General features: G+C 33.8%; 26 protein-coding genes. 7 read left to right on the top strand and 19 right to left on the bottom strand.

Features of this window, described 5'->3' with window-relative positions; genetic code table 11:
• Positions 1-24 precede the first annotated feature (24 nt).
• The 7 genes from OH814_RS12420 to OH814_RS12390 all read left to right on the top strand — a co-directional run bounded on the left by OH814_RS12420 (position 25) and on the right by OH814_RS12390 (position 8,658).
• Positions 25-1,545 (top strand): aromatic amino acid ammonia-lyase, encoded by a 1,521-nt coding sequence (locus tag OH814_RS12420; RefSeq protein WP_308828358.1) that lies wholly within the window; start codon positions 25-27, stop codon positions 1,543-1,545.
• Positions 1,546-1,592: 47 nt separating this feature from the next.
• Positions 1,593-2,324 carry a 3-oxoacyl-ACP reductase FabG gene (gene fabG / locus OH814_RS12415; protein ID WP_308828357.1) on the top strand — a complete coding sequence of 244 codons (732 nt, stop codon included), beginning with the start codon at positions 1,593-1,595 and terminating at the stop codon, positions 2,322-2,324.
• 132 nt (positions 2,325-2,456) lie between these two features.
• Positions 2,457-3,677: a beta-ketoacyl-[acyl-carrier-protein] synthase family protein gene (locus OH814_RS12410; protein ID WP_308828356.1), complete on the top strand. Its 1,221-nt coding sequence runs from the start codon at positions 2,457-2,459 to the stop codon at positions 3,675-3,677.
• Between the two features lie 5 nt (positions 3,678-3,682).
• Positions 3,683-3,937, top strand: a complete 255-nt coding sequence (locus OH814_RS12405) for an acyl carrier protein (protein WP_076561937.1) — start codon at positions 3,683-3,685, stop codon at positions 3,935-3,937.
• Between the two features lie 110 nt (positions 3,938-4,047).
• Positions 4,048-4,932, top strand: coding sequence for a lipid A biosynthesis acyltransferase (locus OH814_RS12400; RefSeq protein ID WP_308828355.1), 885 nt, complete (start codon positions 4,048-4,050; stop codon positions 4,930-4,932).
• Positions 4,933-5,375: 443 nt separating this feature from the next.
• Entirely contained in the window at positions 5,376-6,911 is a 1,536-nt protein-coding gene (locus OH814_RS12395) for an NAD(P)-binding protein (protein ID WP_308828354.1), read from the top strand.
• Positions 6,901-8,658, top strand: a complete 1,758-nt coding sequence (locus OH814_RS12390) for a C45 family peptidase (RefSeq protein WP_308828353.1) — start codon at positions 6,901-6,903, stop codon at positions 8,656-8,658. Before OH814_RS12395 ends, OH814_RS12390 begins: the two co-directional genes overlap by 11 nt.
• Positions 8,659-8,769: 111 nt before the next feature.
• Here the strand turns inward: OH814_RS12390 and OH814_RS12385 are convergent, their stop codons facing one another.
• The 19 genes from OH814_RS12385 to OH814_RS12295 form a co-directional block, all read right to left on the bottom strand.
• On the bottom strand, positions 8,770-9,954 hold the full coding sequence (locus OH814_RS12385) for a DUF2062 domain-containing protein (RefSeq protein ID WP_308828352.1): 1,185 nt from the start codon (positions 9,952-9,954) through the stop codon (positions 8,770-8,772).
• A 4-nt stretch (positions 9,955-9,958) separates the two neighbouring features.
• Positions 9,959-10,435, bottom strand: a complete 477-nt coding sequence (locus tag OH814_RS12380; protein ID WP_076561933.1) for a hypothetical protein — start codon at positions 10,433-10,435, stop codon at positions 9,959-9,961.
• A 5-nt stretch (positions 10,436-10,440) separates the two neighbouring features.
• A complete protein-coding gene (locus OH814_RS12375) occupies positions 10,441-10,812 on the bottom strand; it encodes a 3-hydroxyacyl-ACP dehydratase (RefSeq protein ID WP_201133145.1) in 372 nt (123 codons plus the stop codon).
• 3 nt (positions 10,813-10,815) lie between these two features.
• Positions 10,816-11,286 carry a hypothetical protein gene (locus OH814_RS12370; protein WP_308828351.1) on the bottom strand — a complete coding sequence of 157 codons (471 nt, stop codon included), beginning with the start codon at positions 11,284-11,286 and terminating at the stop codon, positions 10,816-10,818.
• A gap of 130 nt (positions 11,287-11,416) precedes the next feature.
• On the bottom strand, positions 11,417-12,043 hold the full coding sequence (locus OH814_RS12365; RefSeq protein ID WP_308828350.1) for an outer membrane lipoprotein carrier protein LolA: 627 nt from the start codon (positions 12,041-12,043) through the stop codon (positions 11,417-11,419).
• Between the two features lie 79 nt (positions 12,044-12,122).
• A complete protein-coding gene (locus tag OH814_RS12360) occupies positions 12,123-12,854 on the bottom strand; it encodes a polysaccharide deacetylase family protein (protein WP_308828349.1) in 732 nt (243 codons plus the stop codon).
• A 128-nt stretch (positions 12,855-12,982) separates the two neighbouring features.
• Positions 12,983-14,044, bottom strand: coding sequence for a beta-ketoacyl synthase N-terminal-like domain-containing protein (locus OH814_RS12355; RefSeq protein ID WP_308828348.1), 1,062 nt, complete (start codon positions 14,042-14,044; stop codon positions 12,983-12,985).
• Positions 14,041-15,240 carry a beta-ketoacyl-[acyl-carrier-protein] synthase family protein gene (locus OH814_RS12350; RefSeq protein WP_308828347.1) on the bottom strand — a complete coding sequence of 400 codons (1,200 nt, stop codon included), beginning with the start codon at positions 15,238-15,240 and terminating at the stop codon, positions 14,041-14,043. Before OH814_RS12350 ends, OH814_RS12355 begins: the two co-directional genes overlap by 4 nt.
• Positions 15,241-15,321: 81 nt before the next feature.
• Positions 15,322-15,579, bottom strand: coding sequence for a phosphopantetheine-binding protein (locus OH814_RS12345; protein WP_123886679.1), 258 nt, complete (start codon positions 15,577-15,579; stop codon positions 15,322-15,324).
• Positions 15,580-15,685: 106 nt separating this feature from the next.
• Positions 15,686-16,225, bottom strand: coding sequence for a 3-oxoacyl-ACP synthase (locus OH814_RS12340; protein WP_308828346.1), 540 nt, complete (start codon positions 16,223-16,225; stop codon positions 15,686-15,688).
• 18 nt (positions 16,226-16,243) lie between these two features.
• A complete protein-coding gene (locus OH814_RS12335; RefSeq protein WP_308828345.1) occupies positions 16,244-16,531 on the bottom strand; it encodes a type II toxin-antitoxin system RelE/ParE family toxin in 288 nt (95 codons plus the stop codon).
• Entirely contained in the window at positions 16,521-16,763 is a 243-nt protein-coding gene (locus tag OH814_RS12330) for an addiction module family protein (protein WP_308828344.1), read from the bottom strand. The genes OH814_RS12335 and OH814_RS12330 overlap by 11 nt, the downstream gene beginning before the upstream one ends.
• A gap of 24 nt (positions 16,764-16,787) precedes the next feature.
• Entirely contained in the window at positions 16,788-17,387 is a 600-nt protein-coding gene (locus tag OH814_RS12325; protein ID WP_076561924.1) for a Uma2 family endonuclease, read from the bottom strand.
• A gap of 51 nt (positions 17,388-17,438) precedes the next feature.
• Positions 17,439-18,584 (bottom strand): beta-ketoacyl synthase N-terminal-like domain-containing protein, encoded by a 1,146-nt coding sequence (locus OH814_RS12320; protein ID WP_308828343.1) that lies wholly within the window; start codon positions 18,582-18,584, stop codon positions 17,439-17,441.
• Between the two features lie 52 nt (positions 18,585-18,636).
• Positions 18,637-19,056, bottom strand: a complete 420-nt coding sequence (locus OH814_RS12315) for a thioesterase family protein (RefSeq protein ID WP_115620981.1) — start codon at positions 19,054-19,056, stop codon at positions 18,637-18,639.
• Complete coding sequence (locus OH814_RS12310) at positions 19,046-20,308, bottom strand: ABC transporter permease (RefSeq protein WP_308828342.1); 1,263 nt, start codon at positions 20,306-20,308, stop codon at positions 19,046-19,048. The genes OH814_RS12315 and OH814_RS12310 overlap by 11 nt, the downstream gene beginning before the upstream one ends.
• Positions 20,298-21,053 carry an ABC transporter ATP-binding protein gene (locus OH814_RS12305; protein ID WP_279196832.1) on the bottom strand — a complete coding sequence of 252 codons (756 nt, stop codon included), beginning with the start codon at positions 21,051-21,053 and terminating at the stop codon, positions 20,298-20,300. Before OH814_RS12305 ends, OH814_RS12310 begins: the two co-directional genes overlap by 11 nt.
• A 72-nt stretch (positions 21,054-21,125) precedes the next feature.
• Positions 21,126-22,178 carry a hypothetical protein gene (locus OH814_RS12300; RefSeq protein WP_308828341.1) on the bottom strand — a complete coding sequence of 351 codons (1,053 nt, stop codon included), beginning with the start codon at positions 22,176-22,178 and terminating at the stop codon, positions 21,126-21,128.
• A 42-nt stretch (positions 22,179-22,220) separates the two neighbouring features.
• Positions 22,221-23,216, bottom strand: a complete 996-nt coding sequence (locus OH814_RS12295; protein ID WP_279196829.1) for a BtrH N-terminal domain-containing protein — start codon at positions 23,214-23,216, stop codon at positions 22,221-22,223.

Here is a 23,216-nt window from a genome sequence, read left to right as displayed (position 1 = left end):
ATTATATACTATTACTTTTAATTGATGAAAATAAATAACTTTTTAGAACTGAGAGATTTTCAAAGAATTATTGTTGAAAACGAAAGCATAGAATTGGATCCTTCACTTCTCCAAAGGGTGAATGAAAGTTTTTCTTTTCTTAAAGAATTTTCGAAAAATAAAGTAATTTATGGAGTGAATACCGGTTTTGGACCGATGGCTCAGTTCAAAATAAGCGATGAAGATACGCACCAGTTACAATATAATTTAATCAGAAGCCACTCTTCGGGTATAGGAAATCCCCTTCCTGCTGATGAAGTTAAGGCCTGTATGTTGGCAAGATTGAACACTTTGTCTCGTGGAAATTCGGGAGTGCATGAATCTGTTGTCAATTTACTTAAAGAATTAATTAACAGAAATATTACACCACTTATTTTCGAGCACGGAGGCGTAGGAGCAAGCGGAGATTTGGTGCAATTGGCACATTTAGCTTTAGTTCTAATTGGGGAAGGTGAAGTTTTTTATAAAGGCGAAAGAAGATCAACAAAAGAAATTTTTGAAATTGAAAATTTAGAACCTATTCAGGTAGAGATTCGAGAAGGTTTAGCGTTAATGAACGGAACCTCTGTGATGTCCGGGATAGGTGTGGTTAATGCTTATAAAGCGAATCAGCTTACTGAAATCTCATTGAAATTATCGTGTGCAATCAACGAAATAGTTCAGGCGTACGACGATCACTTTTCGGAAGTGTTAAACGCAACGAAACTTCATGCTGGGCAACAGAAAATCGCTGAAAAAATGCGTGTTCATTTGTCTGACAGTAAATTAATAAGAAAAAGAGCCGATCATTTGTACACTCATTTTGAGGAGCAGGAAAAGGTTTTTAAAGAAAAAGTGCAGGAATATTATTCTTTAAGATGTATTCCGCAAATTTTAGGGCCTGTTCTCGATACGTTGGAATACACTGAAAAGGTTTTGGAAAACGAAATCAACTCAGCAAACGATAACCCAATCATCAACGTGGCAGACCAACATGTTTACCACGGCGGAAACTTCCATGGAGATTATATTTCTTTGGAAATGGATAAGCTTAAAATTGTAGTGACAAAATTGACGATGCTGGCTGAAAGACAATTGAATTATCTTTTAAACTCAAAAATTAATGAAATTCTGCCTCCATTTGTAAATTTGGGTAAATTAGGTTTCAATTTTGGGATGCAGGGCGTTCAGTTTACGGCAACTTCTACAACAGCAGAAAGTCAGATGTTATCAAACCCGATGTACGTTCACAGTATTCCTAATAATAATGATAATCAGGATATTGTAAGTATGGGGACCAATGCAGCAGTGATCTGCAGAAAAGTAATCGAGAATGCTTTTGAGGTTTTGGCGATTGAAGCCATTACTGTGATTCAGGCGATAGAATACCTTGGGTACCAAGATAAAGTTTCATCTGAAACCAAAGCATTATATGATGATATCAGAAAGATTATTCCGGTATTTTCGAATGACATGGTAATGTATCCTTATTTGGAGGAAGTGAAAAAATATTTAAAGACAACGTAATTATTGACTGCTTTTAGTTGTCAATATATAAACAAACCGAAACACATATGAAATGTGCAATCATAACAGGGGGTTCTCGAGGAATTGGAAGAGCAATCTGTATAAAACTGGCTGAAGAGAAAAACTATCACATATTAATTAATTATACTTCAAATGAAGCTGCAGCAAAGGAAACTTTAGCTAAAGTGGAAGAATTGGGTTCTACCGGAGAAATTCTTAAATTCGATGTAGGAAATGCTGAAGAAACTTTAAAGGTTTTAGGAGAATGGCAGGAAAATAATCCAAATTCTGTAGTAGAAATTATCGTAAACAACGCAGGAATCACAAGAGACGGATTATTCATGTGGATGCCAAGTGAAGACTGGAATTCTGTGATTAACACAAGTTTAAATGGTTTCTATAATGTGACCAATTTCTTCATTCAGAAATTATTGAGAAACAAATACGGCAGAATCATCAATATGGTTTCTGTTTCCGGAGTAAAAGGAACGGCTGGACAAACCAATTATTCTGCAGCAAAAGGTGCTTTAGTCGGAGCAACAAAAGCTTTGGCACAAGAAGTTGCTAAAAGGAATATCACAGTGAACGCAGTTGCACCAGGTTTCATTAAAACCGATATGACGCAGGATTTCAACGAAGATGAATTGAAAGCAATGATTCCTGCCAACAGATTTGGTGAAGCAGAAGAAGTGGCAGATTTGGTTGCCTTTTTAGCATCAAAAAAATCTTCGTACATCACAGGAGAAATTATTAATATTAACGGAGGAATTTACTCGTAATAATCTAGCAATGTAATAATTTAACAATGTACCAATGAGATTCTTCACTCCGCTCAGAATGACAGAGTTTTTAATTGTCACATATTTAAAATTGTTACACTGTTAAATTGATAAATTGTTACATTTTTTAACATGGAAAATAGGGTAGTCATTACCGGAATGGGAATTTATTCTTGCATCGGCACTTCTTTGGAAGAAGTGAAAGAATCCCTGTATCAAGGAAAATCGGGAATTGTTTTAGTCGATGAAAGAAAAGAATTTGGTTTCAGATCAGGTCTTACGGGAGTTGTTCCAAAACCTGATTTGAAAAATCTTCTCAGCAGACGTCAGCGTGTAAGCATGGGCGAGGAAAGCGAATATGCTTACATTGCAACATTAGATGCTCTAAAACAAGCCAATATCAACCAGAATTTTCTAGATCAAAACGAAGTCGGAATTTTATATGGAAACGACAGTGTTTCTCAGGCTGTTGTAGAATCTATTGACATTGCAAGAGAAAAGAAAGACACCACTTTGATGGGTTCAGGAGCGATTTTCAAATCGATGAACTCAACAGTAACGATGAATCTTTCTACTATTTTTAAATTAAGAGGAATCAATTTAACAATCAGTGCGGCTTGTGCAAGCGGTTCTCATTCTTTGGGATTGGCTTATATGATGATTAAAAATGGTTTTCAGGAGATGATTGTTTGCGGTGGTGCGCAGGAAACCAACAAATATTCAATGGCAAGTTTTGATGGTTTGGGTGTTTTTTCGGTACGAGAAAACGAGCCTACAAAAGCATCAAGACCATTTGATTCTGAAAGAGACGGCCTTATTCCGAGCGGTGGAGCGGCAACTTTAATTGTAGAAAGCCTTGAATCTGCCCAGAAAAGAGGAGCAACCATTTTAGGTGAAATCGTGGGTTACGGTTTTTCATCAAACGGCGGACATATTTCTACACCCAATATTGATGGCCCGGCTTTAGCGATGAACCGTGCTTTAAAACAATCAGGTTTAGAAGTAAAAGATATCGATTATATCAATGCTCATGCGACTTCAACGCCAATTGGTGATGCAAACGAAGCAAAAGCAATTCACGAAATTTTTGGTAGCGAAGTCCCGGTAAGTTCTACAAAATCAATGACTGGTCACGAATGTTGGATGGCGGGCGCAAGTGAAGTAATTTACTCAATTTTAATGATGCAGAACGATTTCATAGCTCCCAACATCAATTTAGAAAATCCGGATGAAGATGCTCTAAAGATAAATCTAATCTCCGAAACTAAAAATCAAAAAATTGACGTATTTTTGTCGAATTCTTTCGGATTTGGGGGAACCAATTCCGCATTAATCGTTAAAAAATTTGAATAAAAAACATGGAAAGAGAAAAAATTGTTGCCATTGCTAATGATTTTTTAATCAATGAGTTTGAGGTAGATGGTGACGAAATCAGTAATGATGCCCATTTCAAGAAGACTTTGGGCTTAGACAGTTTAGATTATATAGATTTGGTCGTGGTGATCGAGTCTAATTTTGGAATAAAACTAGGTGAAGCAGACTTTAAAGACATCATCACTTTTAATGATTTCTATTCGGCAATAGAAAACAAAATCGCTCAAAAAAACGCATAGTTATCGATTAAACTTTACTCTCAAATAATGTAACAATATAGCAATCTAACAGTGTATCAATTGATGTGAATTGTTAAACTGGTACATTGATAAATTGGCAAATTGAATTTATGAACAAGTGGAAAGGCAAATCTAAAGGTACCATCTTAGGATATAGAATATTCGTCTGGTGCATTAGAAATATCGGGATCCGAAGTTCATATTTTGTGCTCTACTTTGTTGCTTTTTACTATTTTTTATTCGAAAAAAATAGCAACAAATATTATCGATATTATTTTCAGAAAAGACTCAATTACGGTTTTTGGAAAACAAAAATCTCCTTGTTTAAAAGTTATTTTACTTTCGGAACGATTTTAATTGATAAAACAGCTATTTCAGCTGGTTTAAGGGATAAATACACCTACGAATTCGACGGAATAGAAAACCTCAGAAATCTTTTAGCCGAAAAAAAAGGCGGCGTTCTCATTAGTGCACATATTGGAAATTTTGAAATTGCAGAGCATTTTTTTGCTGAAATTGACTTCGATTGTCAGATTAATTTAGTGACAACAGATCAGGAAGTTACAGTCATTAAAGAATATCTCGAAAGCGTTTCTGTGAAGCAGAGTAATATCAAATTTATCTATGTAAAAGACGATATGTCGCATATTTTCGACATTAATGAAGCATTGTCAAAAAATGAATTAATCTGTTTTACGGGTGACCGTTATTTTGAAGGCTCTAAATTCCTCGCAGCAGATTTGCTTGGGAAAAGTGCAAAATTTCCGGCAGGGCCTTTCATGATTGCTTCCAGATTGGGTGTTCCGGTGGTCTATGTCTATGTAATGAAAGAAAAAAATCTTCATTATCATTTGTATGCAAGAGTCGCTGAAAACGTTAAAAAGCGTGATGCACAGGGACTTTTAAATTCGTACACTCAAAATCTTGAATCGATGATTCAAAAATATCCGCTTCAATGGTTCAACTATTTCGATTTTTGGGACGATATTGATTAATTTTCGATAATTTTAAGGCGGTTATTTGACTGTGTCGGATAATCGTTTAATATTTTTTATGGCAGCTATTTCCGCCTTCCGCTCCCAATCTTTTTTTTGCCAAAGCTTTCTCCAAAGCAAAAAAAGATTTCCGCTCAAGTCGGGCTGTGTGCAATTCCATAATACAGGAGCCAAGGTAAAATTTTAAAGATCCAAGATTAAAACATCTATTAAATTAATGTATTGTAAGTTTTTGGTAAACAGGATTATAGAGTACTGTTCCTTTGCTGAGTGAAACGCCTTTGCGAACGAAAAATATTTTCAATAATTTAAAAAAAAACTTTGTGTCCTTTGCGTTTAAATAATGCAATATAAATTGAGTTTTTCGTAAATATTTTTAGACACATTATTCTAAACAGTTTGATAAACTTTTGTACCTTTTGCCGTTAAACTATAATCAGAATTTGAAAAAAACCTACGACATATTGATTATCGGCAGCGGAATAGGAGGTCTTGTTTCGGCGCTTATTTTGGCAAAAGAAGGCTTGAAAGTCTGCATTCTGGAAAAAAACAATCAATATGGCGGAAACTTACAGACCTTTTCCCGAGACAAATTGATTTTCGACACCGGCGTTCATTATTTGGGCGGACTTTCAAAAGGTCAAAACCTGCATCAGTTTTTTTCTTACCTGGAAATAATGGATGATTTAGAGCTCCAGAAAATGGATGAAAATGGCTATGATAAAATCACTTTCGGAGACGATGAAATTGAATATCCGCACGCTCAAGGTTATGATAATTTTGTTGAGCAATTGTCCAACTATTTTCCTGAAGAAAGAGAAAATTTAGAAAATTATTGCGAAGAAATTCAGCGTGTTTGCAATCACTTTCCTCGATATAACTTGATTGGAAAAAATAATTACAGTGAAGAAATCCTTCATTTAAATACCAAAAGATTCATCGAATCGATTACTCAGAATACAAAACTACAATCTGTTTTATTGGGTTCCAATTTTTTATACGCAGGTGATTCTGAAAATATTCCCTTTTACGTTCACGCATTGACAGTGAATTCTTACATTCAAAGTGCTTACAAATGTGTGAAAGGAGGAAGTCAGATTTCAAAACTTTTGATTCGAAAATTAAGAGAATATGACGCAGATGTTCACAAGCATTCGGAAGTGGCTGAAATTATCTTTAATGAAAATAATGTTTTAAGTTCTGTAAAAACAAAATCAGGAAAAGAATTTTTTGCTAAACAGTTTATTTCTAATATTGAAATTCGTTCTTTAACTAAATTAATCGGTGAAGAAAGACTGAAAAAATCTTTTCTAAACAGAGTCTTAAGTTGGGAGCCTGTTTCGTCGTGTTTCAGCGTTTATTTAGTTTTAAAACCTCAAACAATTCCAAATTTCAATTATAATATTTACCATTATTCATCCGAAGAATCGGTTTGGAATGCTTACCGTTACGATGAAAAATCGTGGCCCGAAACTTATATGCTTTCTTCCACGCCTTCAAAACATCATCCTGAATTTGCAGAAAGCTTAACCGCCATTTCTTATATGGATTTTGATGAGGTCAAAGCTTGGCAAAATACAGTAAATACAATTGCTGAAGAACAGGAAAGAGGAAAACATTACGAAAAATTTAAGCTTGAAAAAGCAGAAAAAATGATTGATGCTTTAGAAAAGAAAATCCCGAATCTAAGAGATTCAATCAAAAATATTTATACTTCATCACCTTTATCTTACCGCGATTATATCGGAAGTTTTAATGGAAATATGTACGGTTATAGCAAAAGTTCAGAAAATCCGCTGAAAACAATGGTTTCTCCACGCACAAAAATTGACAATCTTTTTCTGACTGGGCAATCTGTCAACATGCACGGGATTTTGGGCTGCACGATTGGAGCTTTCAATACCTGCGCAGAGATTTTAGGAAAGGAAAAAATTGATGAACGTTTGACACAAATGATTAAAAATAATAATGAAATCTAAAAATACTTTTGTCATTCAGAGTGAAGCGAAGCGTAACGATGAATCTAATTTTAAGATAAATTCTTCCTTTCGTCGAAGTGACAGAGCTGTAATTTTATTTTTTCTCAGCCTTATCCTTATTCTCAATCTGAGCTCTTGCGGTGTCAGAAAATCAATAAAACACACTCCTGATGTAAGCCAATATTCTTTAGAAATCCCGAAAGTTAATATCATTAACGATTCTACTTTTAGTTTTAATCAGAATTATTTAACCAAAAATAAACAACAGCTTTGGGAATTGTACATCAAAGGAAATTCTTTGCAGTTGGGCTATAACAATGGAGCTTTAACGCAAGATTTAATGCAGAAACAGGAAGAGATTTTCTTTTCTAAAGTAAAAGGTTTTGTTCCTTCAAAATTCAAGCAAAAATTATTGAGCGGCTTTTTGAAATGGTACAACCGAAAAATGTATCTTAATGTAAGAGACGATTTTCAGGCTGAATTGTACGGATTATCCCAATATTCATCAGATAAATATGATTTTATTGCTCCAAAATTCAGAAGAGCAATGTATTTGCACGGGGCACACGATATTGGGCACGCAATGCAGGATTTGATGGTTGTTGGCTGTACTTCTCTTGCGGTTTGGAATGAAAATACAGAAGACGGTGATCTATTGATTGGAAGAAATTTTGATTTTTATGTCGGTGACGAATTTGCTAAAAATAAATTGATAGAATTTGTAGAACCCGAAAACGGAATTCCTTATCTATCGGTAAGTTGGCCCGGAATGATTGGCGTAGTTTCCGGGATGAATAAGGAAGGAATTACGGTGACAATCAATGCCGGAAAATCTAAAATTCCGTTGACGGCAAAGACTCCGATTTCTTTTGTGACAAGAGAAATCCTGCAATACGCCACAACGATTGACGAAGCGATTGAAATTGCAAAAAAGCGAAAAGTTTTCGTCTCCGAATCTATTTTGGTAGGAAGTGCAAATGATAAAAATGCAGTTATTATTGAGGTTTCTCCGGATAATTTCGGAGTTTATAGAGTTGAAAATTCAAGTAAGGTTTTTTGTACCAACCATTTTCAATCTGAAGCTTATAAAGATGATAAAAGAAATCAAAAACATATTGTAGAAAGTCATTCTGAATACCGTTACGAAAAACTCCAGGAACTTTTACAAGAAAACAAAAAACTGAATCCTGAAAAAATGGCTTCCATTTTAAGAGATAAATCCGGTTTGAAAGATGAAAAAATAGGTTATGGAAATGAAAAGGCGATTAACCAGCTTTTAGCGCATCACGCCGTTATTTTTTCGCCACAGAAAAGACTGGTTTGGGTTTCTTCAAATCCTTATCAGTTGGGTGAATTTGTCTGTTATGATTTAAACGAAATTTTCTCAGATAAAAGATTGAGAAGCGGTGAATTTTCAAAGTCAAATTTAAATATTGCAAAAGACCCTTTCGTAAATTCTCAGGAATTTGAAAATTATGAAGAGTTTAAATTTGCCCATTCTGAAATACAAAATGCAATTGATTCGGATAGTATGATTCTTACGGATGATTTTATTCCGCATTATCAATCTTTAAATCCTGATTTTTGGCTGGTTTATTATCAATCCGGGAAATATTATTTTAAACAAAAGGAATATTCAAAGGCAAAAACAGAAGTTGAAAAAGCTTTAACGAAGGAAATTACAACTCTTCCCGACAAAGAAAATGTTGAAAAATATTTGAAGAAAACGTTGCGGAAATTGAAATGATTTTGAACCATTAAGATTTGTTAAGTTTTGAAGAATATTAAGTTTTCTTTGCATTTAGCTTAAAAAAATATTGTGATTTTTCTTAATTCAACTTAACTCCTTAATATAATCTTAATGTTTTAAGGATCCATTATTCTCCGGATTCACTTTATTCAAAAAAAGAAAAGCAGCAATTCCAGAAACGGCAGACATTGTAGTCGCCAAAATAAAGCTACCGATGATGTATTGCAACAAGTTATTTTTAACCAAATCGAAATTTAAATCCTGACTCAAAATATTAGAATTTCCTGAAATAAAAGGCGATCCTAAAAAGAGTGAAGCAGCAATAATAAACGGAATAAAGGGTGGTAAACTCACATTGGAAGCCACAAATGCCAAAACTTTATTCAGTTTGAAAAGTACCGACAGAGAAATCACCAACAAAGTCTGAAATCCCCAAAACGGAGAAAGCCCGATGAAAACGCCCAGAGCGATGGAAAACGCTTTAATGCGGTTGGTTCCGTCACTTTCAAGAACGTCTTCTTTTATGAATTTTTTAAAGCTTTTTTTTTTGAAATTATTTACGAAGTTTCTCGGAATAATGTAAAATAAAGTAATGGTTACCAAAATCGTATTCAGAATACTGATTCTTGTAAAATCTTTGAACGGTCTGAAATGTGAAACCCTTTCTGCAGGGTCGTACAGAACTTTTATAGGAACATTTTTTACAGGAACGTGTCTCCAGGCTGTTCTTACAATGATTTCAATTTCAAATTCGAATTTTGGAGTAAAATATTTCTTTGGAATTTTATGCAAAGGATAAAGACGATAACCGGATTGCGTGTCCTCAAGCTTGATTCCGGTCTCAAACCAAAACCAAAAGTTAGAAAAACGGTTTCCAAAACTGCTTTTTTTCGGGATACCGTCTTGCGACATATTTCGGTTTCCAATCAGTAAGACATCTTCGTTTTCATTCAATAGATTTTCAACAAAAACCGGAATGTCATCAGGATAATGTTGCCCGTCTGAATCGATGGTTATGGCGTAATTGTAGCCTGATTCTTTTGCCTTTCTGAAACCTAATTTAAGCGCATTTCCTTTTCCTTTATTTTCTGATAAATTAATAACCGTAATCGAATATTTTTCTAAAATCTGTAAAGTAGAATCGGTAGACCCGTCATTGATAACGATAATATTTTCGGTGTACTCTAAAACGCCGTCAATGACTCTTTTCAGAGTTTTTTCGTTATTGTAAGTAGGAATTAAAACGCAGATTTTTTTTTCAGAAATTGCATTTTGTACTTCAGGAAGGGTCATTTGATTATCTTAAAGAATTTTTTTCTGCTGCATTCATTGTTTTAGACTGCGCTGCAAATTTTCTAATATAAGTTTTCAGAGCCGGGTTTTGTCTACTATAATTGTCGATGATGAACATTTTATCTTCCTTAAGATTTTTAGAATAACCTACAATTTTCGGGATATTTTCCTGAACGCTCATTCGTATAACTCTTAATTCTACGTTATTCGGATTGTTTTTAATAATGGTTTCAAGACTTGTTGCGCCAGATTTTACAAGTGCTTTTCTGTTTTTGGTTACAATTTTAGCTTCCATAATTTTCGCCGCAGCTTTGTAAGCACTTGTTACTGCGTCAGAACCAGTCTGTTTTTCAGCAATATTGATGAAACTTTGCGTATTTGCAGTAGAAGAATTTGCCTTTTCATAGCTATTTCTCAACGCATCAAGGTCTGATTGAAAAAACAGAAAAAAAGCGGTCAAAAACGAGAAAATAAGTTGCATAATATCTATTTTTTATAGTTTACCGACATTTTTAATGCAATAGTCTCGCCAAAAGAAGTGGTGTTTTTTACTTTGATTTCCTCTTCACCTTCGTTAATATCCAATTGTAACGTTAAATCCGGCGTTTCAAAAGGATTGATGATTGCCATAAATTTTACATTGGAAGCCGATTTTAGAAACAATTTCTTTCCAGTAAATTCTTCAGTCAGCTCTTTTACAATTTGCATCATACAAACTCCCGGAGTTACAGGATTTCCTGGGAAATGCCCTTTGAAAATATCGTGATTTTTATTCAGAGAAATATTCGCAATAAAACTTCCGTTTTCTGCCTTTTCCGAGGATTCTAAAGTGTAAAAATCTGTAAGAATGGTCTGCATTATTTATTCAGTTTCAGTGATTTGAAATAGTTTAATATTGATTTTGAAATCTTTATGTTGAAGATTCAAACTATCTGCGAAGATATGTTTTTTTGCATCAAAACTAAAATCGATTTTTTCCTTATTGTTCTTTGTATAAATGATTTGTTTGAGCAGATTATTTTCTTTGTTGAAGAATAGATAATAGCTTTTTTTATCAATTTTTGAAAGATAGATTTTAGAATTTTCATTTTCAAAGCTTTCATTCACCGGATATTTTTGCCTTAAAAGTTCCTGGAAATCATTTTTCAAAAAATTAATGACGATTTTTTTATCTAAATCGGGAAGAACGTAATTCAGTTTAAAATCATTCTCCGAAACTTCAAAATCAATCAGTTTATTTCCAAAATCTGATGTAAGCACAACTCTGTGAAATTGGGCATTGATTTTTTTGATAATTAAAATTCCGCTGACGTGATTTTTATAAATATCCATTTGACATTTATACACATAATCTTCGTTGGAAGAAAAGTATAAATTTTCAACCGTTTTGTCCGAATTTGAAACAGTTTTTACATCTGTAAGCTTATATGTTTTACAGGAAACAAACAGTAAGAAAATCAGGCTATAAAGAAAATTCTGAAGCAGGAATCGGCGCATTGATTTTTGTGTTTTTGAAAACAATATTCGTGGTATCTCCTGAAGCTTCCGTCATATTTACCTGTGAAACCGTCGTTTGGTTTTTAGGGAAATGAAGTTCAATTTGTTTGATATATTTCAATAATTGAGCAGATTTCGGAGTAAACTTTGCGATATTTGAAGTTCCGTTTTTAAAATAGGCAACGGCAAATTCCGGGTCACTGAACATTTTTCCGTTTGAACTTCCGACAATTAATTTATTGATTTTTTCAAAAGTTTTGCTTTTTGCATCTACCGAAGATTTTTTCCCTTGGTCGTTGATGAAAATTTTATTTTCCTTAAAAATAATGCTGTATTGATATGGTTTTGTGTATTTCCAGCTCAGTGTATTTGGTGATTTTAAAGACATTTTACCGGACGTAATAATGCTTTTGTCCAAAAAATCCATCTTTTTGGTTTGAATAAAATCGGCCTGTAAAGTTTTTATTTCCTTTGTTTCCGAAGAAATTTTGGTTACGAATGCTTTTGCTTCGGCTGCGCTCATTGCTGTGTTTTGAGCAACAAAGAAGCTTGAAATTAATAAAAATGCTCCGAGAATTATATTTTTAAACATTTATGAATTTGTTTTATTTAAATTGGATTTCATCCAATCGTTTGTTAAATCGTCCCTTCGGAACTTTTCTTCAACGTTTTTATTTATCTATTGTAAAAGTTGAATACTTTTTATCCTCCAAAAATAGCAATAAATCGACCAAAACATTGTACGTTTTTTCCGAAGTATCGTGAAGCAAAATAATGCTGCCTTTTTTCAGGTTTTTGGTAACTTTTCTAAAGATTTTCTTTTCATTTTCTGTGATTGTATCCAAAGAACGTACATTCCAGCCAATGCTTTTTTTGTGAGTTTTCTTAATCGCTTTTGCAATATTCGGATTGGTAACCCCGAAAGGTGGTCTGTATAAATTGGTTTTTATGTTTGCGACTTTCAGCATCATTTCATCACATTTTTCGATTTCTTCAATCATTTTTTGAGTTGACAGAAAACCGGTGTTGTTAGAATGTGAAAACGTGTGATTTCCAATCGTATGACCTTCCAAAATAATTCGTTGAAAAGTTTCAGGATATTTTTCAATCTGCTTTCCGATGCAGAAAAAAGTAGCTTTTACGTTATTTTCTTTTAAAATATCTAAAAATTTCGGAGTAAATTCTGTAGGTCCATCATCAAAAGTCAATGCAACTTCTTTGATTTTAGTTCTTTTATGAGTGAAACTGTTGACAAAATATCCTAATGTGATATCAAAAGAACCCCAAACTACAAACGCTGAAAACAGTAAAAACAAAAACAGATACACCCAAAAACTCCCTTGAAACATATAAATAAATACGTTACAGAAAAGATAAAATAGAATAAATGGGTAGTGTTTCATCTTTGTTTTTAGATTTTAAAATTAACAATCTGTTTGTCATTGTGTAGGAATCTCGAAAGTGTCTTAAGTTTGCTTAGATTCCAGAATGACCAAGATGCTGATTATTTATGTTAAAAGAATTCAACAAATCAAGCTTTCCCCAGCAAAACCAAACTATGATCATTTCCACTCAAATGATTATAAAGTAAAATATTTTTAATTTCTTCTTTTTTCACAGAATTAATCATCATCACTTCAGGAATTTCCTGATTTTTCAAAATATGGCAAGCCATAAACGTTGAGAAACCACTTGCTGTATTATATTCTCCGCTTAAGTGTTTGTAATATAACAATGCTGAATTTGAAAATAAATCCATTGCTTTTGTATAATAAACATCAGATTTTGCATCTCCGCTGAAACCTAAAATGACAGCATCAATATCTTGAGTTATTAAATTGTTTTTAGTTAAAAAATCTTCAATGAATTTTTGAGTTTCTTCTAAACCTAATTTATTATTTAATTGAATATCTTTTAGTTGAGCATAAGAATTTTCTGCCTTATCTTTTCCTAACACAAAAAAACTTGCACCTTCACCCCAAATAACGCCTTCAGTTTTTGAATCTAAATAATCAACAGGAAGATTTTCTTGTTTTTTAATAGTGTTGTTTAGTTTGTACAATTCCATTGTTCTGTCGGTTTGTTCGTCTGTAGAACCCACTAAAACATTGTCTGCTTCGCCATCGTTAATCTGCAATTTTGCATCCAGCATTGAAAATTCGAGTGAAGATGAACTGTTGACGTATGTGAAATTGTAACCGTGACATTGCAATCCCAAAGCAATTTGGCCGGCAACGGTATTATGGGTCGATTGAATAAAATAGGTTGGAGTCAGAAACTCTTCATTATTTTCAAGGACATTTTTCAGAAACTTTTCAGAATCCTGCGAACAGCCCATTCCGGTTCCGACAATAATGGCATCGGGTTTTTCGATTCCGGCTTCTTTCAATGCGTATTTTGAAGCAACAGAACTCATTTTTACTGTTTTAGACATTCTTCTGCTTGCTGCAGGCGGAATGAATTCTTTGTAATTCGGTTCAATCGCTTTTACAATCTGAACTGAGTTTTCCGGTTGTAAATTTTGGAAAAAGTTTTCGTTTAAAGTGTCCTGAACTGAGATGCAGGCTGCACTGTTGATGTAAACGGCACTCACGATTTTGAAAAAATTAAGGTTGAACAATTTCCTCCAAAACCAAATGAATTGGAAAGAACGTGATTGATGTTTTTCTCTTTGAGTTCAGTAACCGGAGTCAAATCAAATTCTTCCATCTTGGTTTTAAAATTTAAATTTGGAAAAATTACATTATTCTGCATTGCCAAAATCGAGTAAACTGCTTCGATTCCCGCAGCAGCAGCCAAAGTGTGTCCAGTAAACGCTTTAGTAGAACTGAATTCCGGAACTCGGTTTTCACCAAAAATCCGAATCATCGCAATACCTTCCGATAAATCATTATTTGGTGTCGCTGTTCCGTGAACGTTGATATAATCGATGTTTTCTTTATCTAAACCTGAAACTTTCAAAGCCTTTTCCATTGCGAGAAATGCGCCTTGTCCGTTTTCTGAAGAAGCAGTTTGATGATGCGCATCATTGGCATTTCCGTAACCGGAAAGATATGCGAGTACTTTTTTGTTTTCTTTTTTCACAACTTCATCAGATTCCAAAACAATAAAAGCGGCTGCTTCGCCAAGATTTAATCCTTTTCTGTCGTTATCGAAAGGCGTGTTGTAAGAATCCGTCAAAATCATCAACGTATTGAAACCATTCAAAGTAAATTTTGAAAGAGAATCTGTTCCGCCAACGATAACACGATCCAAAACACCATTTTTAATGAGTTTTGCTCCCATCATAATTGCATTGGCAGCGGAAGAACAGGCTGTGCTAATCGTAGAAACCATCCCGTTCAGACCTAGAAAATCTGCAATTGCCAATGATGAATTTCCAGCATCGTGTGAGTCGATATATTTTTGTTTCTCAGGGAAATCTTCGTAAGTGTAGAAATATTTTTCAGTAACGTCCATTCCGCCAACGCTTGTTGAGGAAATCAAGCCGGTTTTATATTCATTAATATCTGAAATTCCGGCACTTTCTACAGCTTCTTTTGCAGCAACCATTCCTAATAAAGCCGTTCTTGTGACGTTGTTGTCTTCACTAAGCTGAAGTTTCTGCACCAATTCTTCATTAGACAATTTTATTTCGCCTGTTTTGATATTTCCGGCGTGACGTGTTTCAAACAACTGAATGTCTGAAATGCCGTGTTTTCCGGTTGTCAGTGAAATAAAATTTTCCTCGACATTGTTACCAATGGAGGAAATAATGCCCATTCCGGTGATGGCAATTTTTTGACTCATCTTTTAAATAATGTAGCAATGTATCAATTAACAGTGTAACAATATTGGTACATTAATAGATTGATACAGTGTTAGATTGAATTATTTTGTTCTATTTTCTTGGATATATTTTGCCATAACCTCGATAGACTCGAAAATTTCTTTTCCTTTCTTTGGGTCTGCCAATTTTATTCCGTATTCTTTGTCAAGAAGTACGATAAGCTCAAGAGCGTCGATAGAATCTAATCCAAGACCGCCCCCAAAAAGTGGGTCTGTATCTTTGATTTCTTCAACTGCAACGTCTTCAAGATTAAGAACTTCTATTATTTTTGTTTTTAATTCTAATTTTAAATCTTCCATAAAATAAATTTCATTTATAATGTACTAATGTATCAGTTTAACAATGTACCAATGATGTTTGAGGTAATTAATTATTGGTAAACTGTTACATTGTTATATTGTTATATTACAAAGTAAGCAAATATACAAAAGCTTTATAACTTTCCTGATAAAGTTCGACCCAGCCGCACAAGACTTTTTCAGCTTTTCCTGATTGCAGAATCTGTGCCGAATAAGTGTTTAAAAAATCTTCATCAAATTCATCTAAAACGAAAAAAGCATTTTCGGTCTGCATTTTATGTTTAATACTGATTTCGCCGACGCAAATGTTGGGTAAAGTATACACAAAAACGGTAGGACTCGGGAAATAATTTTCCTGTGAATTGATACTTTCCTGATATTTAAAATCGGTGTCGAGGCTTGATGATTTGTTAGCAAAAACCAAAGCAGTTTTGCTGTGATCACTGTTTTTCAGAATCATCTCTGAGGCAAGAAAAGCCAGTTTGCTGAGATTATCCATTTTATGAAATTTAGGATAATTCAGTTCTAAACTTTTATAGGCTTCTTTCGCAAAGTCTGAGAAATTTTCTGTTTGAGATTCAAAAATAATTTCGTCGTTGAGAATGATTTTTGAACTTTTTATGTTGCAAGTGTCTGTTTTCTTCATTAATAAATTTCAAAAAGTTTAAGGCTTTTTTGTTGGATTTTGATGAGCGTTGAAAACAGAGAAGACCACAATTTCGTTGTCTATAATTTCATAAATGATAACGTAAGGAAATTTTTGAATGTATGCCTCACGAAATTGATTACTCTTTAAAGGGTAATGAAGCGGATTTTTGGTAATTCTGTCAAAGAACTTTTGAACACATTTTAAAAATTTAAGACCTAAACCTTTTCTTTTACTTTGGTAATATTCAATTGCTTCAGCTAAATCAATGTGAGCTTTTGACTTTAAAATTAATTTATAAGTCATAGTCTTTCATCAATCTTTGCTTTACTTCTTCCCAAGAATAAGATTCGGTTTCGCCTTTTAAGTGTTTTTCTCTTTCAATTTCAAGCTTTTCATAATACCAATCCGGAACAGCAGGATAGTTGTCTTCCTGCTCCTCAACATCTAAAATTCCGTTGATGATTCGCAAAATTCTTTCATCTGCAATATCAATGAATTCGTGAATTCTTTTTCTGATTTCCAAGGTAGATTTCATTTCCTAAAACTTTAATTCTATTGATTATATAAATATTTTATCCATATCCGCTTTCAATTCTGGGAAAATATATGAAGTTAAAATCTGTCCTTCAGAAACTGGTTTAAGGCCTATATATTTGTTGTCTTTCAAAACAAAAATGTTAATAGACTTTTCCTCAGGATAAACTAACCAATATTCTAAAACACCTGATTCTTGATAGAGGTCAAATTTGGAATCCATCTCTTTTTTAGAGTTGCCGGGAGAGAGAATTTCAATAACTAAATCTGGTGCGCCTACACATTTTTTTCCATCAGCAATTTTTTCCAAATCACAAATCACGCAAAGGTCCGGTTGTACAACGGTATAGATTTCGTTTTCTTCCGAAGATTTTTTTTTATCAGTAAGCAGAACATCCAAAGGAGCGTAAAATACTTTGCAAGATTTATTAAAAAAATAATGGTCAAGAATGCGATTGATATTACGTGAGATTTCTTGGTGGGATATATTGGGCGCAGGACTCATTTTGAAAATTTTTCCTTTAATCAATTCCACTCTTTCTTTAAACTTCCATAAAATATAATCGCTGTAAGTGTATGTTTTTTTTAAATCTAAATCATTAATATCTGTAACAAAATTTTCCATAAAATCAAAATTAGTCAAAACAAATTTACTGATATTTTCTCAATTTTTATTTTAAGACAACTTCTCAAATACAATCGCCGCATTACATCCGCCAAAACCTGAAGCTGTTTTCAGAATATACTTGATTTCTGCCGATTGATTTTCTTTAATAATATTCAAATCCTGTGAAATGCCTATTTCTTCAAAATTTTTAGAAGGGATTAAAGTGTTTTGTAAAGCAGCTTCCATAGAAATGATGCTTTCTAACAAACCAGATGCTCCTAAACAATGTCCGTAATATCCTTTCATACTATTCAGAGGAACATTTTGTAATTCCATTCTGTTGAAAGCGATGGCTTCCATTTCGTCGTTATAAAGTGTTGCCGTCCCGTGAGCGGAAATAAAATCGATTTGTTCGGCGGAAACTTTTGCTTCTTTCATTGCATTTTGAATGCTTGCAAACAATCCGTCACCGGTTCTTGAAGGACCCGAAATATGATTGGCATCATTAATGGCTGAATCACCTAAAACTTTAAACTTAAATTTTTCGTTCTGATTTAATTCTAAAGTAATATAAACCGCTGCTGTTGCTTCACCAATATTAATTCCGTTACGGTTTTTATCATAAGGTTTACAAGGTTCACTTCCAATCGCCTGAAAAGAATTGAATCCTGAAATCACAAACTCTGAAATTTCATCTCCGGCAATGACAAAAGCATCTTTGTATTTTCCTGCCTGAATCATATTTTTCGCTACAGAAATCGCCATCACTCCAGAAACACAAGCGTTGGAAACTACAATTGGTTTGGTTTTAAACCCAAAAAAATCAGCTAATTTTTGGGCTAAATTGGAAAGGTAAACGCCTTCCGGTAAATCTGTTTTATTTTTTAATAAACTGATATTTCCTTTTGTTGTAGATAAAATGAAAGCAGTTTCTTCTGTAATATTATGTCTTTCCACCAAAGGTTTTAGGCTTAGTAAAAACATTTTTTCAAGTCTTGTGAAATTGTCATTCTGAGCGGAGTCGAAGAATCTGTTAAATTCAATTTCTAATTTCTCAGAATCAATTTTAGAAACAAAAAAGGCAACGTGATTATCAATAACTTTATGCAATGCAACTCCGGATTTTCCTTCCAAAAGAGCTTTCCAGTTTGATTTTACATCAAAACCTAAAGGTGTGACGCAGTTGTAATCTGTAATGTAAATTTCTCTGTTCATTAATTATGAAATTTTAGATTCATATTTTGAAAAGCCAACAGTTAAAAATCGGCTATAATCCCATTTTATCTTTCCAGGTCTGAAAAAACTCAGGATTGTACAGACATAAGTTATTGTCAGAGTCCAAAAAAACCTGAATGGTTTCGCCGCTGCAAACCAATTTGTTTTCCTGATTGAAAATCTCGTATTTATAAATCAATTTCGCTGAAATAGAATTGACGAAAGTTGTTACAATATTAAATGTTTCGCCATATTTTAATGGAAGAAAATGTTCACACGTACTTTTTACAATCGGCGTTACAAATCCAGCTTTCTGAATGTCGAGATAGGTTAAACCGTGCTGTCTTCCGAAAGCTTCTCTTCCGTCCTCAAAATACACGATGTAATGACCGTGCCAAACAATTCCCAAAGGATCTGTCTCATTGAAACGTACGCGTACTTCTTCAGTACAAGTTAAATCTTTAGACTGCATTTTGTTTTCTTTCGTAAAGTAAAGAGATGGTTACCATCGCAATGTAAAATAAAAATAAGAAAATCAGTTCTTTGGCAATTTCGCTAATGCCGCTGTTTCTTAAAATAATATCGTAATACGCATTTAAGCCCCAATTCATCGGGGAAAACTGCGCAATTTTCTGCATAAATTCTGGCATCAGGAAAACCGGAACCCAAATTCCGCCAACCGCTGCCAAAACCACCACCGAAGTAGCTCCAAACGGTGCCGACTGCTCTTGTGTATCAGAAACCGTTCCAATCAATACCCCAAATCCGATCGCTGCCAAGCCTGCAAATAATGTAACAATAAGAAGGTGCAGCATCTTTCCTGAAACATCAAACTGAGGCAAATCCATCAATGGGAATAGCCAGATTCCCACTGCAACCATCAGTAAAAACTGGATGATACAAATAATAAGATACGTAAACGTTTTTCCTAAAATATGAATGTAATATGGTGTCGGGCTTACTCGAACTCTCACGCTCGTCCCCTGACTTTTTTCTTTGACCAAATTAATGGACAATGGCACTACAATAAAGAAAATCGCAAACAACGCCCAAGCCGGAACGTTATGCTGCACGGAATTTGGCATCAATTCTTCTTTGCCTTTGTTCGGAGTGATTTCTTTAAAAGTAATTAAACTTTTATTTTCGAGGTCTTCCGTTGTTCCCAACTGTTCCTGAAAGGCTTTGTATATTTTTTTATTCTCAATTTCAAAAACCATTTTATTGATGGCATTCATTACAGAATTCTTGAAACCAGCGTTGGTTGCGGGGTCAAAATAAAGATGAATGTCTTTCGCTTTTGAGGCAACGGCTGTTGTCACTGTCGAATCAGGCTCTAAGCCAAATGAGCTTACGACGGTCTGAACTTTAGAATCGATATTTGAATTTAAATCTTTCGTTAAGTTTTCAGGAATAACGATGGCCATTTGATAATCACCTGTGAAAACAGCTTTCTCCGCCGATTTTTCGTTGTAATCGGTGACAAGTTCAAATGTTTTACTGGTTTCCAGTTCTTTTTTGATGACTTTGGAAACTTCAGATTTATCGTTGTCAATAAAAATAATCGGGATTTTTGAGCCTTCCAGATTTTTGAATGTTGAATCCTGAATTAAGGTAATTGTAATAATCAGCAATAAAGGCATTAAAAATATAATGACAATTCCGCCCGAATCTCTTTTCAGCAACTGAATTTCTTTGATGAAACTTCTCCACAATTTATACAACATCTCTCAATTCTTTTCCGGTTAATGAAATGAAAACGTCTTCAAGGTTTTCAGCATTGGCAACTCTTTCCACCAATTCTTGCGGTGTTCCTGTCGCATGGATTTTCCCGTGATCGATGATGGCAATTTTTGTACAGAATTCCTCCGCTTCCGAAAGATGATGCGAAGTATAAATAATGCACGTGCCTTTTTTATTTAAATCCAAAAGATAATCAATGATTGCTTTTTTCGATTGAACATCCACACCAACGGTCGGCTCGTCCAGAAACAGAACTTTAGGATTGTGAAGCGTTCCTGCAATCAGATTGCAACGGCGTTTCATACCGCCCGAAAACTGGTCGACTTTTTTATTGGCAAATTTCGTTAAGCCCATCAATTCCAAAGCTTCATCGATTTCTTTATGAAGATTTTTATGTTTTAAACCATACAAGCTTCCAAAAAACAAAAGGTTTTCTTTCGCAGTCAAGGTCGGGTAGAGTGCATATTCCTGTGGAACAACACCAATGATTTGTTTAATTTTCGAACTGTCTTTTTTAGGTGATAATCCGTTGATCGTAAAACTTCCTGAGGTTGGCTTAATCAAACCTGAAAGCATAGAAATCAAGGTGGTTTTTCCCGCTCCGTTCGGACCGAGAATTCCGTAGATTTCGTTTTTATCGATGTTCAAAGAAATATCATTAACCGAAAAGTCTTCCGAATTTTTGTATTTCTTGTAAAGATTTTTTATTTCGATGATGAAATTTGACATTTTTTATTTTAAAAATGATTAAAAGAAGTTTGCGTTATACTTCTAAACATAAAAAACTAGTTATTAATGTTTTTACCAATTTGGCTTTTCATTGTATTCAAGTAAATCCTGTCCAAATCGGAATTTACTTAAATCTTCTTTTTTAAATTCCTTTGCAATCTGTTTGATGAAATCATTATAAATTGTATCGTAATTTATAAGTAAAGCTTTATATACATATTCTTTATTTGAAGGTGGCCAATACGGCTTGTTGATATAAGTATTGTTTTGTTCTATATATTTCAAAATCGATAACGCATTCTCATTTTTAAATGAAGCTATTGCTCTTGAAAAATATAATACATCATCAAATATATTCTCCTCTGTTGAAAGTTTTCCTTTTATTTTTCGATTAAAATAGTCCTCTAAAATTGGAAAGAATTTTTCGTTTGGATACTTTTCGATACTTCTAAAAATCAAGGTTGTGCAATATTGATTTTTAATGTTTTGATTGAAAACCTCGTAAAGCAAATTTACATCTTCTTTCTTTTTAAATTTACTTAAAGCAAAACATGCAGATAATTGTTCTCCGCACCTATCTCTTTTTAATCCAGCTCTTTTTTTAATCAAATTATAATATTTTTCATTTGGACTAATGTCTTGAATCATCCAGATAGAGGTTTCTAAATAAGGATGTTCGCGCATGACTTTTTCCACTAAATATTTTTTTTGAATCGGGGATAAACCATTTTTATCGTGAGCTTTTCTAATCATTAAGTCAGAAACATAAAAATTGTTTCCTGCGTCTTCATAATACCACCAAGTTACTTTTGCTGTGTCACTCAGATGTTTTGTTAATAAATCAAAATATTCAGGTTCCTGCCTATTTACTATTGTTCTATATGCGATAACCCTAAGTAATGGACTTTTTGAATCCATTAATTTTATAAGTTCTTCCTTTGTGGCATTTTTCTCGATAAAGTTTCTTGCAATCGTATCTTGAGATGGAAGCGATTTTTCTTTTGATAGGCTTTTTAAAGAAGGTCTCAATTCAGTTCGAAAGTCAGAAATGTCGTACTTATATTTTTCTTCTTTACACGACGTAAAGAAAATAGAAAATATAATTATTTGATATACTGTTTTCATCAATTTCTAAATTGCCTTCTTAGTAATTTCACATTGACAAGTTTAAATCGCTTTTCTCAATTTTTTATAAAATGCTTCTTCCAAATCGGCAATATGCAGCATCGATTTTGAAAGCTTATTGTAAATATCACTTTTAGAATTTCTGTTTTTGTAAACGCGGGCAATATCTACGGCAAAATCTCTCCAAAGGTCACCGATTGCAGTGATTTCTTTGGACAATTCTTTTAATTCGTCATTTTTTAGAATTACAGATGCTTCCTGCAAAAAAGCACCGTAAATAAACCTGAATCCGCCACCGCCGGTTCCGATTTCTTCCTGCATTCTGATTAATTGTCCTAAGTAATGGTTGGTTACTTTCGTGCCTTTTTTCTCTGCCCATTTCGGGATGCTTTTTGCTACCCAGCGCATTGCTTTTACGCCAATAATCGGAACGGGAGCCAGCATATTTTTACAGGTGTCTTTAATTCCTTTTTTAATCGCTTCTTCCAAATTTACGTTTTCTGGAATGTGTGTTGGGAAATACATATGACCTTTCGGAGCAAGTGCGCCTTTGGCATAACGTACTTTCTCTAGTTCCGTTTCGGATAATGTGGTTGCAAAATCCATTACAGGATCGCTGATAAGAAATTTCCCGTCTTCTTTTCCGTAAACGACCAGATTGTGGGCATTGAAATGAAATTTATATTCTTCAGGAAAATAGGTAAGGTTGAAAACGCCTACTTGTAAACCTGTCGGTATATTTTGTTCTAAATTTTTCTCTAAAGCTTTTTGAGCTTCCTGAGGATTTGAGAATTTTTGTCTTTTTATTTTAATTCCCAATCTTTTTGCCGCTTTGCTGAAAATAGCACCCGGCATCGGACGGTAGCTAAAACCTGGTGCAAAATTGACTTTTAAGAAAGGTAAATACACGAAAAATAATCCCGAGCCGATTCCGAAAATCATCGGTTCGCTGAGTTTTAGACCTCTGTTGAGAAGTAGATTGGAGGCAACACCGTTTTCGCAATGAGCAGTCTGATGGTGTTCAAAATTGATTTTCAT

The organism is Chryseobacterium sp. CFS15, assembly GCF_031118795.1.
GTDB classification, from domain to species: domain Bacteria; phylum Bacteroidota; class Bacteroidia; order Flavobacteriales; family Weeksellaceae; genus Chryseobacterium; species Chryseobacterium indoltheticum.
This window is presented reverse-complemented; position numbering and strand designations above follow the sequence as displayed.

Coding starts and splice junctions, on each gene's coding strand:
- OH814_RS12420 (WP_308828358.1), top strand. CDS start 25: ATGAAAATAAATAACTTTTTAGAACTGAGAGATTTTCAAAGAATTATT.
- fabG (WP_308828357.1), top strand. CDS start 1,593: ATGAAATGTGCAATCATAACAGGGGGTTCTCGAGGAATTGGAAGAGCA.
- OH814_RS12410 (WP_308828356.1), top strand. CDS start 2,457: ATGGAAAATAGGGTAGTCATTACCGGAATGGGAATTTATTCTTGCATC.
- OH814_RS12405 (WP_076561937.1), top strand. CDS start 3,683: ATGGAAAGAGAAAAAATTGTTGCCATTGCTAATGATTTTTTAATCAAT.
- OH814_RS12400 (WP_308828355.1), top strand. CDS start 4,048: ATGAACAAGTGGAAAGGCAAATCTAAAGGTACCATCTTAGGATATAGA.
- OH814_RS12390 (WP_308828353.1), top strand. CDS start 6,901: ATGAAATCTAAAAATACTTTTGTCATTCAGAGTGAAGCGAAGCGTAAC.
- OH814_RS12385 (WP_308828352.1), bottom strand. CDS start 9,954: ATGACCCTTCCTGAAGTACAAAATGCAATTTCTGAAAAAAAAATCTGC.
- OH814_RS12380 (WP_076561933.1), bottom strand. CDS start 10,435: ATGCAACTTATTTTCTCGTTTTTGACCGCTTTTTTTCTGTTTTTTCAA.
- OH814_RS12375 (WP_201133145.1), bottom strand. CDS start 10,812: ATGCAGACCATTCTTACAGATTTTTACACTTTAGAATCCTCGGAAAAG.
- OH814_RS12370 (WP_308828351.1), bottom strand. CDS start 11,286: ATGGATATTTATAAAAATCACGTCAGCGGAATTTTAATTATCAAAAAA.
- OH814_RS12365 (WP_308828350.1), bottom strand. CDS start 12,043: ATGTTTAAAAATATAATTCTCGGAGCATTTTTATTAATTTCAAGCTTC.
- OH814_RS12360 (WP_308828349.1), bottom strand. CDS start 12,854: ATGAAACACTACCCATTTATTCTATTTTATCTTTTCTGTAACGTATTT.
- OH814_RS12350 (WP_308828347.1), bottom strand. CDS start 15,240: ATGAGTCAAAAAATTGCCATCACCGGAATGGGCATTATTTCCTCCATT.
- OH814_RS12345 (WP_123886679.1), bottom strand. CDS start 15,579: ATGGAAGATTTAAAATTAGAATTAAAAACAAAAATAATAGAAGTTCTT.
- OH814_RS12340 (WP_308828346.1), bottom strand. CDS start 16,225: ATGAAGAAAACAGACACTTGCAACATAAAAAGTTCAAAAATCATTCTC.
- OH814_RS12335 (WP_308828345.1), bottom strand. CDS start 16,531: ATGACTTATAAATTAATTTTAAAGTCAAAAGCTCACATTGATTTAGCT.
- OH814_RS12330 (WP_308828344.1), bottom strand. CDS start 16,763: ATGAAATCTACCTTGGAAATCAGAAAAAGAATTCACGAATTCATTGAT.
- OH814_RS12325 (WP_076561924.1), bottom strand. CDS start 17,387: ATGGAAAATTTTGTTACAGATATTAATGATTTAGATTTAAAAAAAACA.
- OH814_RS12320 (WP_308828343.1), bottom strand. CDS start 18,584: ATGAACAGAGAAATTTACATTACAGATTACAACTGCGTCACACCTTTA.
- OH814_RS12315 (WP_115620981.1), bottom strand. CDS start 19,056: ATGCAGTCTAAAGATTTAACTTGTACTGAAGAAGTACGCGTACGTTTC.
- OH814_RS12310 (WP_308828342.1), bottom strand. CDS start 20,308: ATGTTGTATAAATTGTGGAGAAGTTTCATCAAAGAAATTCAGTTGCTG.
- OH814_RS12305 (WP_279196832.1), bottom strand. CDS start 21,053: ATGTCAAATTTCATCATCGAAATAAAAAATCTTTACAAGAAATACAAA.
- OH814_RS12300 (WP_308828341.1), bottom strand. CDS start 22,178: ATGAAAACAGTATATCAAATAATTATATTTTCTATTTTCTTTACGTCG.
- OH814_RS12295 (WP_279196829.1), bottom strand. CDS start 23,216: ATGAAAATCAATTTTGAACACCATCAGACTGCTCATTGCGAAAACGGT.